General features: G+C 63.4%; 12 protein-coding genes. All 12 read left to right on the top strand.

The window, feature by feature from the left end:
• Positions 1-222: 222 nt before the first annotated feature.
• Entirely contained in the window at positions 223-1,635 is a 1,413-nt protein-coding gene (locus HBO05_RS24745) for an undecaprenyl-phosphate glucose phosphotransferase (protein WP_172314528.1), read from the top strand.
• The gene (locus HBO05_RS24740) at positions 1,635-3,098 is read left to right on the top strand and encodes a mannose-1-phosphate guanylyltransferase/mannose-6-phosphate isomerase (protein ID WP_172314451.1); all 1,464 of its coding nucleotides are present in this window, start codon (positions 1,635-1,637) and stop codon (positions 3,096-3,098) included. The genes HBO05_RS24745 and HBO05_RS24740 overlap by 1 nt, the downstream gene beginning before the upstream one ends.
• A complete protein-coding gene (locus HBO05_RS24735) occupies positions 3,098-4,009 on the top strand; it encodes a glycosyltransferase (RefSeq protein WP_172314449.1) in 912 nt (303 codons plus the stop codon). The genes HBO05_RS24740 and HBO05_RS24735 overlap by 1 nt, the downstream gene beginning before the upstream one ends.
• A gap of 6 nt (positions 4,010-4,015) precedes the next feature.
• Positions 4,016-4,837 (top strand): polysaccharide biosynthesis/export family protein, encoded by an 822-nt coding sequence (locus tag HBO05_RS24730; protein WP_170043697.1) that lies wholly within the window; start codon positions 4,016-4,018, stop codon positions 4,835-4,837.
• A 76-nt stretch (positions 4,838-4,913) separates the two neighbouring features.
• On the top strand, positions 4,914-6,893 hold the full coding sequence (locus HBO05_RS24725; RefSeq protein ID WP_170058395.1) for an exopolysaccharide transport family protein: 1,980 nt from the start codon (positions 4,914-4,916) through the stop codon (positions 6,891-6,893).
• Positions 6,893-8,071, top strand: a complete 1,179-nt coding sequence (locus HBO05_RS24720; protein WP_172314447.1) for a glycosyltransferase — start codon at positions 6,893-6,895, stop codon at positions 8,069-8,071. Before HBO05_RS24725 ends, HBO05_RS24720 begins: the two co-directional genes overlap by 1 nt.
• Positions 8,071-9,411 carry a beta-xylosidase gene (locus HBO05_RS24715; protein ID WP_172314445.1) on the top strand — a complete coding sequence of 447 codons (1,341 nt, stop codon included), beginning with the start codon at positions 8,071-8,073 and terminating at the stop codon, positions 9,409-9,411. The genes HBO05_RS24720 and HBO05_RS24715 overlap by 1 nt, the downstream gene beginning before the upstream one ends.
• Positions 9,412-9,436: 25 nt before the next feature.
• Positions 9,437-10,651, top strand: coding sequence for a glycosyltransferase family 4 protein (locus tag HBO05_RS24710; RefSeq protein ID WP_170043693.1), 1,215 nt, complete (start codon positions 9,437-9,439; stop codon positions 10,649-10,651).
• Positions 10,642-11,745 (top strand): glycosyltransferase family 1 protein, encoded by a 1,104-nt coding sequence (locus HBO05_RS24705; protein ID WP_172314443.1) that lies wholly within the window; start codon positions 10,642-10,644, stop codon positions 11,743-11,745. The genes HBO05_RS24710 and HBO05_RS24705 overlap by 10 nt, the downstream gene beginning before the upstream one ends.
• Positions 11,745-13,142: an O-antigen ligase family protein gene (locus HBO05_RS24700; RefSeq protein WP_170043691.1), complete on the top strand. Its 1,398-nt coding sequence runs from the start codon at positions 11,745-11,747 to the stop codon at positions 13,140-13,142. The genes HBO05_RS24705 and HBO05_RS24700 overlap by 1 nt, the downstream gene beginning before the upstream one ends.
• On the top strand, positions 13,139-13,960 hold the full coding sequence (locus HBO05_RS24695; RefSeq protein WP_172314441.1) for an acyltransferase: 822 nt from the start codon (positions 13,139-13,141) through the stop codon (positions 13,958-13,960). Before HBO05_RS24700 ends, HBO05_RS24695 begins: the two co-directional genes overlap by 4 nt.
• On the top strand, positions 13,960-15,366 hold the full coding sequence (locus HBO05_RS24690; RefSeq protein WP_172314439.1) for a lipid II flippase MurJ: 1,407 nt from the start codon (positions 13,960-13,962) through the stop codon (positions 15,364-15,366). The genes HBO05_RS24695 and HBO05_RS24690 overlap by 1 nt, the downstream gene beginning before the upstream one ends.
• The last annotated feature ends 434 nt before the right edge of the window (positions 15,367-15,800 follow it).

The following is a 15,800-nucleotide window of genomic DNA, read 5'->3' as shown; positions in this document are numbered from 1 at the left end:
CATGGAAAAAGTCAAAACCTTGACGAGAAAATCAAAAGGAGCCATCATTTAGACATTACTTCGCAACAGCCTGCGCCCAGACAGGCAATTGCGCGTTACCCAGTGAAAGCAGTCGTTCGCCTTGCACCACTTATAAAGCAGACCTGCCTTATGGATGAGCAAACGAACAGGGAAGTCCTGGTGGTGTATTGAGGGATGATTTATGCGTGAGAAGTCGTCAGCCTGTTTCTGACTCGTACCGGTTTTGTTGAATTCTTTGTGGTTTTCGTCAAATTAATCCACGGCCTGACGGCAGTCCTGCCGGCGATGATCCTGTTGTTCTACCCGGATCCGGTCGACCCGCAAATGCGTGGTCACTACCTGGGCCTGCTGCTGTTTTTTGCGATCCTGACCATCATTCTGTTCCAGGCCCTGGGGGTGTACTCCGAGGACCTGTTCAGCAACCGCCTGCGTTTTCGCGTGATGTTGGTCGCGTGGATCTCGGCGTTTTGCATCCTGCTGTTCATGTACCAGATCCTGCTGCTGTTCCCGCAGTTGAGCCCGCGCAACCTGATGTTCTGGTTCAGCCTGAGCCTGATCCTGTTTGGCGTGGAACGCATCCTGATGCTGCGCCTGTATCGCAACCTGATGAAGAACGGCAAGTTCCTGCAGCGCACGGTGATCCTCGGCTTTACCGACACCGCCATCCATGTGGCCGAACACCTGTCGCGCAACAGTGACATCCGCTCCGGCCTGATCGGTTTTATCGACGACCGCACCGAACGCATCCCCAAGGAATTGAGCAACCTGCCGTTGCTGGGCAACACCCGCGACCTGGAAAAACTGATCAGGTCCGAACAGGTCAACCAGGTGATGATCACCCTGCCCTGGGCCGCCGAGCAGCGCATCAACGGGCTGGTCAAGCGCCTGCGGCAGATGTCGGTCAACGTCATGCTGGTGCCGGACATGGCCGCCCTGCGCTATGGCCATAACCGCATCACCGATGTCGGCGGCATCCTGATGTTCAACACCTCGCAACTGCCGCTGCGCGGTTGGTCACCCTTTATCAAGCGCTGTGAAGACCTGCTGTTGGCCAGCGCCGGCCTGCTGCTGTTGTCGCCGATCATGGTGGTGACCGCCATTGCCATCAAGCTCGACTCCAAGGGCCCGGTGCTGTTTCGCCAGAAGCGCTACGGCTATAACGACAACCTGATCCGGGTGTTCAAGTTCCGCTCGATGTACGTCGACCAGAGCGATTTCAACGCCGAGTGCCAGACCACCCGCCGCGACCCACGTATCACCCGTGTCGGGCGAATCATTCGCAAGACCAGCATCGACGAGCTGCCGCAACTGTTCAATGTGCTGCTGGGCAATATGTCGATGGTCGGTCCGCGCCCCCATGCCACCGCCACCAAGGCCGCCGGGATTCCGTTCGAGGAAGCCGTCAGCGAGTACAGCTCGCGGCACCGAGTCAAGCCGGGCATCACCGGCTGGGCGCAGATCAATGGCTACCGGGGTGAAACCGACACCCTGTTCAAGATTCAGAAACGGGTCGAATACGACCTGGAATACATCGCCAAATGGTCGGTGTGGTTTGACCTGTACATCGTTTTCATGACGGTCCCGGCCGTCCTTTCCACCAAGGAAGTCTATTGATGAACACCCTCAACGGATTGATTCCCTGCATCATCTCCGGTGGCTCGGGCACGCGGCTGTGGCCGGTTTCGCGGCAGAACATGCCCAAGCCGTTCATGCGCATGCGCGACGACCAGAGCCTGTTGCAGAAAACTTTCCTGCGCGCCAGCCGCCTGCCGGGGGTCGACAGCGTGCTGACGGTGACCAACCGCGACCTGCTGTTTCGCACCCTCGACGATTACCGCGCAGTCAACACCGCCCACCTGGGCCTGGATTTGCTGCTGGAACCGTTCGGCCGCAACACGGCTGCGGCCATCGCGGTCGCTGCCCTGCATGTGCAGGAGTTTTTCGGCGACGATGCGCAATTGCTGGTGATGCCGGCCGACCACCTGATCCTCGATGAAAACGCCTTCGCCAAGGCCGTGGCCCAGGCCCGCGAATTGGCCGAAGCGGGTTACCTGGTGACCTTCGGCATCCAGCCCGACCGCCCCGAGACCGGCTTTGGCTATATCGAACAAGGCCCGGCGCTGGCCCAGGGTTTCCGTGTCCAGCGCTTCGTCGAAAAACCCGACCTGGCCACCGCCCAAGGCTACCTCGACGGCGGCAAGCACCTGTGGAATGCCGGGATGTTCTGCTTCAAGGCCGCCACCCTGCTCGAAGAGCTGGCGACCCACGCCCCGGCCGTGCTGGACGCAGCCAAGGCGGCGCTGGAACACAGCACCAGCCTGCAAAACAACAGCAGCCGCCAGCGCGAACTGAACCCGCAAGGCTTTGGCACCGCGCCGGACATCTCCATCGACGTGGCCCTGATGGAGAAATCCGCCCAGGTTGCCGTAGTGCCGTGTGACATCGGCTGGAGCGATATCGGCTCCTGGGAAGCCCTGCGCCAGCTGACCCCCAGCGACGACAACGGCAACCAGATCAATGGCGAAGCGATCCTGCACGACGTGCACAACTGCTATATCGACTCGCCCAAGCGCGTATTGGGCGCGGTCGGGGTGCGTGACCTGATCATCGTCGACACCCCCGACGCCCTCCTGATTGCCGACGCCAACCGCAGCCAGGATGTGCGCCATATCGTTGCCGAACTCAAGCGCCAGAATCATCCCGCGTTCAGCCTGCACCGCACCGTCACCCGGCCCTGGGGCACGTACACGGTGCTGGAGGAAAGCACGCGCTTCAAGATCAAGCGCATCGTGGTCAAGCCCAAGGGCTCGCTGTCGTTGCAAATGCACCATCACCGCAGCGAACACTGGGTAGTGGTCAGCGGCGCGGCAATGATCACCAATGGCGAGCGCGAGATCCTGCTCAACATGAACGAGTCCACCTATATTCCCGCCGGGCACAAACACCGCCTGACCAACCCCGGCATCATCGACCTGGTGATGATCGAGGTGCAGAGCGGCGAATACCTGGGCGAAGACGACATTGTGCGCTTCGATGACATCTACGGCCGTGCGCCCGCCAGCGAGCCCAAGCCCTGATGCGTACGTCCCTGATCATCCCGACCCGCAACGCCGCCGGCCACCTCGACCGGCTGCTGCCGGCGCTGTGCATGCAGACCCTGCAACCCGACGCAATGCTGGTAGTGGACAGCGCCTCGAGCGATGACACGGTGGCGCGCTTTCGCGAGTTTGGCGCGCGTGTCGAAGTGATCGCCGCCCGCGACTTCAACCACGGCGGCACCCGGCGCTGGGCCAGCGAGCACGTGGGTGGCGATGCGCTGATCGTGATGACCCAGGATGCGATCCCGGCCGAGCCCGAGACCTTCGCCAACCTGCTCGCCGAGCTGCAACTGGACCCACTCAACGGCGTCGCCTATGGCCGGCAGCTGCCGCACCCCGGTGCGGGAGTGCTGGGCGCGCAGTCGCGGCACTTCAACTACCCGGCCAACAGCCGCAGCAAAAGCCTAGCCGATGCGCCGCAGTTGGGGATCAAGACCTGCTTTAGCTCCGATTCGTTTTCCGTGTACCGGCGCAGCGCCCTAGAGGCCGTGGGCGGCTTTCCTGCCGATGTGATCGGCAGCGAAGACGCCTACGTCGCCGCGCGCCTGCTGCTGGCGGGCTGGAAGGTGCAGTACGCCGCCAGCGCCCGGGTTTATCACTCCCACGATTACCGACTCATGGATGAATTTCACCGCTACTTCGACATTGGTGTGTTCTACGGCCGCGAGCCATGGATTCGCCAGGCGTTTGGCGACGCCGGCGGTGAAGGTAAACGCTATGTACTGGCCGAATTACGTGCCTTGCGCGAGGCCAACGCCTTGCACCGCGCCCCCGAAGTGGTGGTGCGCAGTGCCTTTAAATTGCTGGGCTATCGCCTCGGCCACCTTGAACGCTACCTGCCCAAGTCGCTCAAGCAGCGCCTGGGCATGTTTTCCACCTACTGGACTTGAGCCGTCATGAAGACTACCAACCGACGTTCCCGTCTTACCCTGTTCAGCCTGTTGAGTGCCTCGATCTGGCTGGCTGGTTGTTCGACCCCTGCGCGGGTGCCGCTTCCTGACAACAACACGCTCAAGGCCGGCCACCAGGCGGCGCTGACCTTGGCCGACCTGCCGCCCCCGCAGGTGCTGATCCAGAGTGGCGACCTGTTGCGCATCGTGCGTGATGCCCAGGAGCCGGCGGCGGCCGACGACATGACGGTATTTGTCGTGCGCCCCGACGGCGTGATCTCCATCCCCAACATCGGTCGGGTCAAGGCGGCATTGCGCACGCCGGAAGACCTGGGCAAGGAAATCACCGACAAGTACAAGCGCATCTACCGCGAACCGGCAGTGACGGTGAACATCGCCAGCGCCCCGAGCAACAAGGTGTTTATCGGCGGTGCGGTGCCGAACCCGGCGTTTTTCGACCTGGCGGGTAATGTCAGTGTGGAGCAGGCGTTGCTCAGCTCCGGCGGCGTGCTGGCCTCGGCGGACGCCTCCAACGTGGCCCTGATGCGTACCGGCCCGGATGGCAAGTACAAGACCTACTTCATCAGTTTGAACAGCATGCTGACCGATCCCAATCACCCTCGGGTGGCCCTGCAACGTGGCGACCTGATCTACGTGCCGCAGTCGGGCATCGGCGCCACCGTGGAAGCGGTGGACATGTACTTCACCCGCCTGTTCCCGATCAACAAGGGCATTGGTGTGGGCTTGAACTACGACCTCAACGACAGTGGCGTGAAGAACAGCGGCAACACCATCTACAACAACCCAGTCATCAACGCAGGCCAATGATTATGGACCAGGCTTCGTATCACTCGAACCGACTGTTCCCGTCTGGCGTACACCACATATTCAATGGAGTGATCCTGTGATCGAAATCCGCTCTCTACGCGACCTTTTGCGGCTGTTTTTCATCTTCCGCCGCGAATTCAAACTGGCTGTGATCACCACGATTGTGGTGGCCGTGTTGGGTGCCTTCCTGTTGCCGGCTCGCTACGAGTCCGACGCGCGCTTGCTGGTCAAGCCAGGACGGGACAACACCACGTTGCCGATCGAAGCCGCCAACCGCCAGACGCTGATTGCGCCCAGCACCCAGCACGACCCGATCGTCGATGAGGAGAAGATGCTCACCGGCCGGCCCATCGTGCATATCGTTGCCGAGCGCTACCTGGCAATGACGTCCGAGCCGCCACAGGGCTTCTGGAAAGTCACCAAGTTCTACGTCAAGAAAGCCGCCGGTGAAGTACTGGATGCGGTGCGCAGCGTCCTGCAATTCGTCGGCCTGGCCGAGAAGCAAAGCCCGCTGGAACGCCTGGCGACCAAGCTGGAGAAGAACTTCGAAGCCGGCCACGAACCGGGCTCCTCGGTGATCGAGATTTCCTTCACCTGGGATGATCCGGTCATCGCGCAAAAAGTCGTCGAGACCTGGGTCGATGCCTACCTCGAAGAACGCGCACGGATTCTTGGGCGCAAGAGCCTGCACACCTTCTATGAAGCCGAGCGCACCAAGGTCGCCACCAATATCCAGGGGCTCAAGGATCAACTGCAGGGCCGCTTGAAGCAGATCGACTCGATCAGCGTAGACGCGCGCCTGAAAAACCTGACCAACCAGATCGACCGCGTCACCGACGCCAAGGTCACCGCACAAAACCAGATCGCGGGGATCCGCAGCTTCCTGGCCAACGCCAGCCAGCAGATCAAGAACCAGCCAGCGGAAGTGGTGACGGCCCGGGAAACCAGCCTCAACCCGACCCAGCTTGACCTCAAGCGCCAGCTCAATGCCCTGCAAGTGGAACGCGCGCGCCTGCTGCGCACCTACCTGCCGGGCACGCCGCAGGTCAACCAGATCGAGCAGAACATCCGCGACATGCAAGACCTCAGCGCCCAGGAAGCGACACGCCTGGAACGCTCGCAAAACACCGCGCCCAACAGCCTGGTAATCAACGTCAAGCAACAGATCATCGATGCCCAGTTGCAGGAGCGCAAACTGGCCGGGGAAATCGAGAACTACGAGAAGACCCTCGCCGAACTGCGCGCCCAGCGTGACCAGGCGATGACCGATGAACCTGAGCTGAACAAGCTCACCCAGCAACTGCGCACCGCCGAGAAAAGCTACGCGCTGTACTCGGAAAACCTCGAACAGGCACGCATCGACCACGAGCTGGACAGCAGCCAGATCAGCAACATCGCCCTGATCGAGCACGCCACCCTCAACCCGGCGCGCGTGTTTCCCAAGAGCCTGCTGATTCTGTTGTTCACCATTCCTGCCGGCCTGGCCGTCGGCTTGCTGACCATCTACGTGCTGTACCTGCTGGACCAGCGCATCCACGATGGTGCGCGCTTGCAGGAAGTGTTCGGTGTACCGCTGTGGAGCAGCATTCCCGATGTGCAACACGCGACGCCGGCAGCCCTCACCGCCAGCATCTATCGCCTCTACAGCCTGCTACCCGCCGAGCGCATCGCCAGCGAGGGCTTTGCCCTTGGCCTGACCTCGGCACGGCATGGCGAAGGCGTGAGCTTTATCATCGAGCAACTCAAGCGCCTGCTCGAAGAGCGCGGCCACCGGGTCTCGGTCAACGGCACCGAAGCGCCGAAGCCCGGTGAAGTGTTGCTGCTGGACGCCTCGGCCCTGTCGTCCAACCCGCAGGCGTTCCTCACCCTGCGCCGCGCCGAGCAGATTGTGCTGGTGATCGAAGCCCGCACCAGCACCGTGCCGACCATCGAGAACGCCCTGTCGCTGCTGACCACCGCGTTCGGCAAAGTCGACGGGATGATCCTCAACCGCCGCCGTTTTGAAGTGCCGGCCAATGTCCTGGCGCGGATCAACAGCTGGCGCGGTGCGGCCTGATGCGCATTGCGCTGCTGGCGCCGCTGCCGCCGGAGCAGACCGGGATCGCCGACTACGCTGCGCACTTGCGCAGCGCGTTGCGCGACCAGGGCCTGGAGGTGCTGACGCCTCTGGAAGGCTGCCTGGACCTGACGCAACAGTTGCAGCGCCTGCACGCCTTTGACTGGCGCGGCGTGGACCTGGTCCATGCCGAGCTGGGCGGCGGGCGCTTTGCTGAGTTCCAGGGCCTGGATTACTTGCGCCGGGCCCAGCCGCAACTGCCGCTGACCGCCACCGTACACGACCCGGAACGCCTGATCTGGCGCCGGGCCAAGCTGTTTTTCCCGCTGACCCTGCTCGAACGCCTGCCCCACCCGCTGCCCCAGGCCGCGGCGCTGCTCGCCGACCCATTGACCCTATACGAAGAGCGGCGCCTGGCCAAAAGCATGCGTCGCCTGATCACCCTCACGCGCCTGGGGGGCGACTGCCTGCGCCAGCGCATGGGGCTAAGACCTGAGCAAGTGGCAGTGATTGCCCACGGCAACCTGCCTATCGACCCCGTGGCCTTGCCGCCGTTGCAACCGTTGCGCCTGCTGTATTTCGGCTTTATCTACAGGGGCAAGGGCATTGAGGACCTGCTGCAGGCCCTGGCCCGCTCCCTGGCCGCCCACCCGCAATGCCGGGGCCAGGTGCGCCTGACCCTGGCCGGGGGCACCGCGCCGGAGATGACCTTCGACCCGGCCGGCAACTACCTCGATGGCCTGCGCCAACTGATCGCCAGCCTGCAACTGGGCGATGTGGTGGACTGGCAACTGGACCTGCCCTCGGCCGACATTCCCCACACCATCCAGGCCCACCATGTGATGGTGCTGCCGTACCGCGAATCGAAAAAACTCGGTTTCCTGGGGCAGATGCGCGGCACCAGCGGCGCGCTGTCCTGGGCCAACGCCTGCGGGCGCGGGGTGATTACCTCCAATGCCCGCGCCTTCGCCGAAGAAGTCGCCGGGGGCAATGGCATCACCTATCAACAGGGTGATATCGCCTCGTTGAGCGATGCCCTGAACCGCCTGATCCTCGACCCTCAACAGGCCCGCCAGTGGGCCGACCACGCTGCCGAGATCGGCCGGCAGCGCCAGTGGGCCAGCACCGCCCAACGCTTTGCCGAGATGTTCCAGGCCGCAGTCAAGGAGCCTTTGTGATGAACACTTCGTCTACTCGCCGGATGTGGCGCTACCTGCCACTGGTCATTGCAATGGCCGTGGGCGGCGCACTGCTGCTCAGTGAAAAGGTCGACGCGGAGCCCGTGAACCTGGCGCCCCAGCGCACTGTGGAGTGGCGCGAGTTCTTGGGGGTGAACGCGCATTTCCTGTGGTTCAAGCCCGAGCAGTACCAGAAGCAGATTCGCCAATACCAGAAGCTGGGGCTGGACTGGGTGCGCGTCGACCTGCACTGGGACCGCCTGGAGCCCAAGGAAGAAGATTACCAACTGAGCACTTTCGACGAACTGGACCGCACCCTGACGGCCGAGAAGATCCGCTCGGTGTTCTACCTGGTGGGGTCGGCGCCGTTCATCACCACCGCCCCCAAAGGCGCAGAATTCCAGGACCAATACCGCCCGCGGGATGCCAGCGTGTATGCCCTGCGCCTGGCCCTGTTGGCCAAGCGCTACCCGAACATCAACGCCTGGCAGGTGTGGAACGAACAGAACCTGCCGAACAACTGGCGCCCGCAAGTGAATGCCGAGGAATACGCGCGCTTGCTGCTGGCCAGTCACCAGGCCCTGAATATCGCCGCACCAGACAAGATCCAGGTGATGGGCGGCATGGCCTACTACAGCCAGATGCCGCCGCGTGGCAAGACCCTGATGTTCGAAGCCCTCGGCGCGCTGGGCGTACAAACCCTGGGCATGGTCGCGGCGTATCACCCGTACTCGATGACCCCGGAAACCGACGAACCGGGCAAGAACGAAGTACTGCTGCGCGGCGACCAACTCAACGCCGTGCTGCACGGTGCCGGGGTCAAGGATGTGTGGGCCACCGAGTGGGGCTGGTCCAGCTATGCCGGGCCCAAGGAGATGCAGGACCTGATCGGCGTCGACGGCCAGGCCGATTTCACCTTGCGCCGCCTGGCGTTGATGGCGTCCCAGGACTACCAGAAGATTTTCCTGTTTGCCCTGTCCGACCTGGATGAACGGGCCTCCGTGCGTGACCAGCACTACGGCCTGCTGGATCTCAACGGCGAACCCAAGCCGGTCTACCGCGCCCTCGCCCGCTTCCTCGAGATCACCGGGCCGACGCTCAAGCCTGGGGTCACCCCCGCGCTTGCAGACGTACCCAAGACTTTTTACAGCGTGGCCTGGACCCGCGAAGACGGCAAACACCTGTTGATGTACTGGAGCGCGCAAGGCACCAGCATCACCTTGCCCAACGTACAGCACGCCGAGCTGCTGGACCCGCTGACCGGCGCCCGGCAGACCCTTAACGATTACAACGGCATTCGCCCCGTGGTGAAACCGTCGTTGCAGATATTGGTGTGGTAGCACGCCCAGGCATGGAGAGCTGCACGTGAGAATCCTGTGGATTGTGCCCTATCTGCCGTGGCCGATGACCAGCGGCGGCAAGACCCGGCAGTACCATTTGCTGCGCACCTTGAGTGAGCGCGGGCATCGCATCACTTTGCTGGTGCAATCGAAAACCCCGGCCGACGCCGCCGTGCACGCCGCCCTTGAGCCTTTGCTCGAACGCCTGATCGTGGTGCCGCGCCGACCGCTGAAACACCCCATGACCCTGCTCGCCGGGGTATTTGCGCCCTGGCCGCTGCTGACCACGGTCAACGGCCTGTCGCCGGTGTTGCAGGCGCGCTTTCGCGAACTGCTGGACGAAACCTGGGATGTGATCCAGGTCGAGCACAGCTACAGCCTGCAACCGTACTTCACGCTCTTGCAGCAGCAAGCGCGGGATTTTGTGCTCACCGAACACAACCTGGAATCGAGCCTGGGCGGCGCCACCTATGACCGCTTTCCAAAATGGGCCGCACCGTTCGTGCGCTACGACCAATGGCGTTGCCAGCAGTGGGAACGCAAGGCGTTTGATGCTGCCTGCCATGTGGTGGCCGTGACCCAGGCCGATGCCCAGGCCATCGGCCAACTGACCGCTACACCGGTGAGCGTGGTGGTCAACGGGGTCGACAGCCGGGCCTTCAGCGACGTCAGCGCCGATCCGCAGAGCCAGCGCCTGTTGTTTGTCGGCAACTACGAATACGCGCCGAACCTCGACGCAGTGCAGTGGCTGCTCGACGACATCTTCCCCCGGGTCTGGTTGCAATGCCCCAACGCCCGCCTGGCGGTGGCCGGCTTCGGCTTGCCCGAACACTGGCGCGAGCGCTGGCCGGACGAACGTATTGAGTGGCAGGGTTTTGTCCCCGACCTGACGGCCTTGCAACGCCGCTGTGCAGGTTTTGTCGCCGCGCTGCGCCATGGTGGCGGCTCCAAGCTCAAAGTGCTGGAAGCGATGGCCGCCGGCCTGCCGCTGGTGAGTACCGCCCAGGGCGTGTCCGGGCTGGCGGTCGAGGCCCAGGCACACTACCTGGCCGGCGAAAGTGCCGAGGCCCTGGCCGATGGGATTGTGCGCCTGCTGGACGAACCGGCACTGGCCAGCCAACTGGCGGATGCCGCGCGGGATTACGCGCGCAACTATCACGACTGGGCGGTCGCCGGTAACGAACTGGAGCAGATCTACCGCACCCTGCCAACCCATCAGGAGCCCCAAGCATGCGCGTAGCCCTGGATTACCGCCCCGCCACGGTCGCACCTTCGTCGGGCATTGCCCGCCAGGTGCTGGCCCTGGAGCAAGCCTTGCGCGCACGGGACAACACTGAAGTGGTGCTGTTTACCGAGGCGCCCCTGGATCATCCCCAACGCGCCACCGCGGTGTGCCCGGCGTGGGCCAGCCCCCTGGAAGGCCTGCAACGGCCCCAGGTACGACTGCGCTTTGAGCGCGGTTTTTTGCCCAGGGAAATCCACCAACAGCGGATCGACCTGTACATCGCCACGGCCAACATGGGCCTGCCCCTGTGCCGCAAACCCGCCGGCACCCGCTATGTGCTGGTGCTGCACGACCTGTTTCAACTGACCCACCGCAACTTCCATCGCTCCCGCCTCAAGGCCCTGGCCTACCGCCTGATCGACGGCGCGTCGATTGCCTGGTCGGTGTGGCAGGCGGACCGGGTGTGGTGCCCGTCGCAGTTCTCGTGCGATGAAGCCGCGCGCCTGTTTCCCTGGGCGCGGGCCAAGTTCCGCGTGTTGAATAACCTGGTGCCGGAGTTCACCGATGCACCCGAGCCGCTGCCCGCAGGCATTCCGGCGCGCTACTGGCTGGTGGTGGGCACCCGCGAGCCACGCAAGAACATGGCGTTTTTCCTGGAGCAATGGCAAGCCAGCCGCGCCCAGGACCCGAGCGTGCCGGACCTGGTGCTGGTCGGCCACGCCAGCGATGTGCCGGCGGCCCTCGGCGAGTTGCCTGGCCTGCATTGGCGCAACGGGCTGTCCGATGGCCAGTTGCAGGCGCTCTACCGGCATGCCGCGTACCTGTGGCAGCCTTCCTATGCCGAAGGGTTTGGCTTGCCGGTGGTGGAAGCGCTGAGTGTCGGCACACCGGTTGCGGTGGCCCGTGGTTCGGCCCTGGATGAAGTGGCGCCGCCCACGGCGCCGCGCTTTGCACCCGACGACGCCTTGCAACTGCAAACATTGATGGTGTCACTGGCTGCACCTGGAGCCACGGTCGACCCCCAATTGCAACGCACATGGGCCCGGCAATTTGCCGAACCGGCCTATCGCCTGCGCCTGGATAAACTGCTCAAGGAATTGAACCGCTAATGCTGCCAGGAAAACTCGTTAGTCTGCTCCTGGGCCTGGTCTTCGGGGGCTTGCTGTTGGCACTGCCGCCGATGAAGGTCTTCATGATCGTGGTCGGCGTGGGCGTGGCGCTGACCCTGATCCGCAAACCGTTGTGGGGCTTGCTGATCTTTGCTGTCTTGGCCACCAGTATTCCCTACACCACCCTGCAACTGGGGATCCGCACCACCATCAGCGAAGCGGTGCTGGGCCTGACCTGGGCCGGGGTGTTCTGGCAATCGTTTATCGGCAAGACCCGTGGTTTCATGGTCTGGCGCCCCACGGAGCGGGCGTTGATGTGGCTGATGCTGTTCAGCACCATCCCGTTTATCTGGGGCATGCTCATCATCCACGCCGAGGGCAACGGCCCGGTGAACTGGGTGCGCTGGCTGATGAACCTGTCGCTGCTGTTTATCGTGCCGCTGCTGCTGCGTACCGATGCCGACCGCGACAAAGTGGTGGTCGCCCTGCTGCTGGGCAACCTGGCGATGCTGTCGCTGTCGATCTTCATGTTCCTCAAGACCCGCAACGCGATGTCGATGATCGATATTCTCACCGACCTCAAATACGCCCACCCCGAGGCGGTGAAGGACATCTTCTCGGCCAACTACAAGCGCATGGCCTCGCCCTGGGTCCACCCGAACCTGACCGGTGGCGTGCTGGTGCTGTTTATCCCGCTGGCGCTGTTCTACGGCTGGACCCGCACCGGCTGGCGCCGCGCCCTGGGCCTGGCAGTGGCGGTACTGGGTTGCGCCGGCCTGCTGTTGAGTATCTCCCGGGGCGCGATTGTGGCCCTGGCGCTGATCCTGATCTGGCTGACCTACAAGCGCGTGCCTCACAGCGGGCGGATCATCGGCATCGGCGTGGCCTTTGTGATCGCCCTGGTGCTGTTCTATCCACCATTGCAGGACCGCTTGATGACGATGTTCTCGACCACCAACGCCAGTACCGAGATCCGCTTCGACGAGTACGCCGGGTTCCCCGATGTCATGGCCAAGTACCCGCTGGGCATCGGCTTCAAGATCGACCCACCGGTACCGGGCAGCAACCTGCTGGGGATTTCCAACCTGTGGCTGAACTTCATCTACAAGATCGGCGTTCCGGGGATGCTGTTGTTCATCGCCATCACCGTATTGTGGTGGCGCGAAGTGCGACCGCTGGGCATGGTGCGCAAGGTCACCGCCGACAACGCCCTGTGGCTGGGCTGCGTATGCGGTGTGCTGGCGGCGCTGCTGACGGGGATTTTCGACCACTACTTCAGCTTCACCTTCGTATTGATCGCGCTGTTCTGGCTGTTGATGGGCATCAGCCTGCAACAGGTGCGCCTGAGCCCGACCATTACCGCTCCTGTTTGCGTACCAAAGGATGACCGACCATGAAACATCGCACTATTCACTCCCCCGACCTGCGTGACCGCCTGCCCGCCCTGGCCAGCGAACTCGGCGTGAGCCTGCAAGACCTGCAGGACGGCCTGGCCTGGTGCCTGGCCAACGAGGTGGTTTTTGAAGAGGGCGAAGGCGAGAACAAGCGCTTCTGGATGACGTCCTTCGATGTGGAGCCGACCATCGAGCATCCGGTGGCACGTCGGCTGTTCCATCGCATGAAACAGGACATTCCGGCACAGTTCCTGCCGATCTATGGCAAGAACTGGCCGACCCTCAAGGACCGCTGGCGCAGCGCCTGGGACATGGCCTACAACATCCTGATCAACAAGATCCCCAGTCACCACATCCGTATCGGCTGGCTGCGCCTGGGCGGCGCGAAAATCGGCAAGGGTTCGAGCCTGTGGCGCAACACCGAGGTGCTGGGCATCCACAACCTGAGAGTCGGCGACGACACGGTGATCGGCTGGCATTGCCAGGTGGATGCACGCTCTGGCCTGGTGATCGGCAACCATGTGGCGATTGCCTCCCATGTGCTGATCATCGCCGGCAGCCATGACTTGCAGGCACCGGAGTTCTGGTCGATTTCCGGGGCGATTTATATCGACGACTATGTGTGGATCGGCAGCCGTGCGCTGATCGGTTTTGGCACCCATCTGTGCGAAGGCTCGGTGGTGACTGCCAATACCGTGGTGGCGAAAACCGTCGCGTCGTACAAAATTGTCGGCGGCACCGGTGCCAAAGTCATGGGCGAACGCGTTCGCGGGCTGAACTACAAGGTGGGTGGCAAGGGCCTGTTCACCCTGTTCCACTGATGTTTGGCAGCACCCTGTGGCTGACCCTGGCGACGCTGGCCGGGCTGGTGGCCGGCTTTGCCCGGGAATGGCTGTTGGTGGCCGCCTGGGGTGCGGGCAGCCGCAGCGACGGGTTCCTGGTGGCGGTGTTTTTGCCCGAGGCGCTGCGCATCACCCTGGCCGCCGGCTTGCTCGCCGCCGCTGCCCTGCCCCTCTATCAACAGCGTGATGCGCAACGCCAGCAAGCCTGGCTGGCCAGCCTGTCGCCGCGCCTGCTCGGCGTCGGCCTGGGCCTGTTCGCCCTGCTGGCACTCGGCGCGCCGCTGTGGGTACGGCTGATCGGCCCGGGGCTGGACGCCGCCGCCCACGACCAGGCTGCCGCCAATCTGCGCTGGCTGGCCGCCTGTGCGCCAGGCTTGGTGATGCATGGCCTGTTCAGTATTCCGTTGCAGGCGCGCCAGCGCTTTGTGCTGCCGGGGCTGGGCTCGCTGCTGTTCAACCTGCCGCCGGTGCTGTACCTGTTTATCCGCGGCACGGCCAGCGACAGCGCGGAACTGGCGATGTGTTTTTTTGCCGGCAGCGTATTGATGTGCCTGCCGCTGCTGGCGCCGGTCTGGTCATTCGGCTGGCGCCCCTGGCAGGTCCGGGGCGATGCCCAGGCCGGCCGCGAACTGCTGGGGCGTATCGGCCCGCTGTTGGCGAGCAATGTCGCCAGCCAGGGCCTGGCGTTGCTCGAACGGCTGATCGCCAGCTACCTGGGCGAAGGCGCGGTGACCTGGGTCAACCTGGCGCGCAAGCTGATCAATCTGCCGCTGATCGCGCTGATGAGCCTTAACCAGGTATTGCTGGGGATGATGAGCGGTGAACAAGGCCAACAACGCCTGGCACTCCTGCGCCGTGGCCTGGACGCCGCCACCTTGCTGAGCCTGCCCTCCGCCCTCGGCCTGATTGGCGCAAGCCCAGTGCTGATTCACCTGCTGATGCCCGCGCAAAGCGCCGACGGCCCGCTACCCGCCCTGCTCGCCTGGTTCGCTACGCCCCTGGTATTCGGCGCCTGGAACGCCATGCTCGCGCGCTATGCCTACGCCAGCGGCGACACGCGCCTGCCGCTCAACTGTGAACTGCTGGGCAGCCTGGTCAATGCCGGCCTGCTGGTCTTGCTGCCGTACTTCTTCGGCCTGCCAGGTATTGCCTTGGCGGCCCTGGGTGGGGTGATCGTCACCAACCTGCTGCTGATGCAACGCCAACACCTGCTCGGGCAACTGAGCTGGCCGTTGCAGTGGGGCTTGAGTGTGGTGTTGCTGGGAGTCGCGGCACTGGTGCTGCACCCGCTGCATAACGATGGCTGGCAGCTGGGGTTGAGTACCTTGGCGGGCATCGTGGTATTGACAGGGTTGGGGCTGTGGTTCAAGCCGTGGAAGGCGTGAGCTGCGAGGGCGGTGTGTCAGCTAGCGGAAATGGCGCCTGAACTACCGCTATCGCGGGCAAGCCCGCTCCTACAAGGGATCTCAGTTGGGCTTAGGATTTTTGCCACACCGCAGTTCAAATGTAGGAGCTGGCTTGCCTGCGATGGCGGTGTGTCAGCTAGTGGAAATGGTGCCTGAACTACCGCTATCGCGGGCAAGCCCGCTCCTACAAGGGATCTCAGTTGGGCTTAGGATTTTTGCCACACCGCAGTTCAAATGTAGGAGCTGGCTTGCCTGCGATGGCGGTGTGTCAGCTAGCGGAAATGGTGCCTGAACTACCGCTATCGCGGGCAAGCCCGCTCCTACAAGGGATCTCAGTTGGGCTTAGGATTTTTGCCACACCGCAGTTCAAATGTAGGAGCTGGCTTGCCTGCGATGGCGGTGTGTCAGCTAGC

The sequence above is a fragment of the Pseudomonas sp. WS 5079 genome, from assembly GCF_012985465.1.
Taxonomy (GTDB): Bacteria; Pseudomonadota; Gammaproteobacteria; order Pseudomonadales; family Pseudomonadaceae; genus Aquipseudomonas.
This window is presented reverse-complemented; position numbering and strand designations above follow the sequence as displayed.